We start from the raw sequence: 2,036 nt of genomic DNA, 5'->3' as shown, positions 1-2,036 counted from the left end.
GGTGACCCAGTGCGCCACCTGCGGGGTCGAGCGGGCCGAGCCGGTGCCCGACGTGTGCCCGATCTGCGCCGATGAGCGCCAGTTCGTCCCCGCCGGCGGCCAGCGGTGGACCGACCCCGAGGCGTCGGCCGCGCGCGGCGCGCGCATCGAGTTCATGGAGCGCGAGGCGGACGTGATCAACCTGGTCCACCGGGACTGTCCCGGGATCGGGCAGAAGCCGGCGCTCATCCGCACCGACCACGGGAACGTGATGGTCGAGGCGCCGAACCACATCAGCGAGGAGGCCGTCGCGGCGGTGCGCGGATGGGGTGGCATCTCCGCCCTCATCGCCTCCCACCCGCACATGTACGGGGTCCAGTCACTGTGGTCGGCCGCCTTCGACGACGCCCCGGTCTACGTCTCCGCACCGGACGAGCACTGGCTCGGTCTGCGGCCCCGCAACACCGTGGTGTGGGGCGGCGGCCACCCGGGTGAGGAGATCGAGATCCTGCCGGGGGTCCGGGCCTCACAGCCCGGCGGCCACTTCCCCGGCAGCGCGGTGGTCCACTGGACCGCGCGCGACGGCCGGGGGGTGCTGTTCACGGGCGACACCATCGGCACCGTCGCCGATCCGCGCTGGGTCACGTTCATGCGTTCGTTCCCCAACTGGATGCCCCTGTCCGGCGCGGTGGTCCGGCGCATCGCCGAGCACGTCTCGCGCTACCACGTCGACCGGATCTACGCGAACTTCGGCGGCTGCGTCCCCCGCGACGCCGGCGCCGCCGTCCAACGCTCGGCCGAGCGGTACGCCAGGTGGGTCGACGGCGAGTACGACCACCTGACCTGACCACCACGTCGGCGGCCCGGACGACGCCATGACCGCCGATATGTGTCGGGGCGCGGCGCTAGCATCTCCTCGTGGAGTTCCACCCGGAAGGCCTGATCCTCAGCCTCGCGGTGCTCGCCCCGTCTCTCCTGTTGGCGCGTTTCCCCCCTCGGGAGCCGCTTCCGCGGTCGTCGGTGCCCGGCCCGGTGCGCTGGACCGAGCGCGCCGGCCAGGTCCTGTGCCTGGTGGTTCCGGCGGTGGGCGCCTCGGGCACGATCGTCTGGTGGTGGGGTGTTCCCGCGATCTCCGCGCTGGCCGCCTACTACGCCCTGTGGGCCCGGTATCTGGCGACGGGTCGCCACGCCGAGTCCCTGTACTGGTGGCGCCGCGTGCCCGCCCCGATGGCGATCCTGCCGGTGATGGTGTTCCTCACCGCCGCGGGCTGGCTGAGCAGTCCGTGGATCGCGGCGGCTGCCGTCGTACTCGCCCTGGGGCATCTCCCGGTGTCCCTGAGCGCGGCGCGGGCTGTGCGGGAGGCCGTGTGAGCGACACGGGGGTGGAGTTGTGGTGGCTGCCGGTCGGTGCCGGTGGGCACGTCGCGATCCATACGAGCCGCTGGTGGGAGTCGTATCACGCGCGTCGCGAACACCGCCCCGGACGGCCGCTGTTCCACGCCGCGCTGGAGGTCTTCACCGAGCGCGGCCCTCATGTCGTCGAGATGGCGCCGGCCTGGGGGCCGCTCAGCGGATCGAGCGGGGTCGTGGCGACCGGCCCGGTGGGTCTGCGCTGGCTGGGGCGGTCGCGCCTGTTCCGCTACGAGGTCCGCTGCCTGCCCGGGGGCGAGATCCCCGATCGCGCGTGGGCGCCCGCGCCCCCGACCGTGTTACCGCTCGGTGCTCCTGAGGCGGACGGGTTGCTGAGGCGTGTGGCCGAGGTCCCGCTGCACACGTGGGGACGCGATGCGACGGGCACGGGCGAGATGTGGAACTCGAACTCGCTGGTGTCCTGGCTGCTCCAGACGTCCGGGATCGACGCGGCGGCGTTGGGTCCGCCGGACCACGGCCTGGCCCCCGGGTGGGCGTCGGGCATCGCGGCCGCTCGGTCCGCCGGATCAGGGTCCGCGCCGGGGCCGCACCGCGCCTGAATTCCGGCTCGGTGCCAGGACTGCGTGCCTGACCTCCGGGCCGGTACCAGGACCGAGGAGGGCGAGGTGTCCGGAGGTCAGGCGTCC

3 protein-coding genes are annotated in these 2,036 nt (G+C 73.5%); all 3 read left to right on the top strand.

What is annotated here, in order from left to right:
• Position 1: 1 nt before the first annotated feature.
• Entirely contained in the window at positions 2–826 is an 825-nt protein-coding gene (locus G6022_RS15530; protein WP_182691946.1) for a hydrolase, read from the top strand.
• Positions 827–897: 71 nt separating this feature from the next.
• Positions 898–1,350, top strand: coding sequence for a hypothetical protein (locus G6022_RS15525; RefSeq protein ID WP_182639203.1), 453 nt, complete (start codon positions 898–900; stop codon positions 1,348–1,350).
• Positions 1,347–1,949 (top strand): hypothetical protein, encoded by a 603-nt coding sequence (locus tag G6022_RS15520; RefSeq protein WP_182691944.1) that lies wholly within the window; start codon positions 1,347–1,349, stop codon positions 1,947–1,949. The genes G6022_RS15525 and G6022_RS15520 overlap by 4 nt, the downstream gene beginning before the upstream one ends.
• The last annotated feature ends 87 nt before the right edge of the window (positions 1,950–2,036 follow it).

It is taken from the genome of Dietzia sp. Cai40, from assembly GCF_014145165.1.
Lineage (GTDB): Bacteria > Actinomycetota > Actinomycetes > Mycobacteriales > Mycobacteriaceae > Dietzia > Dietzia natronolimnaea.
This window is presented reverse-complemented; position numbering and strand designations above follow the sequence as displayed.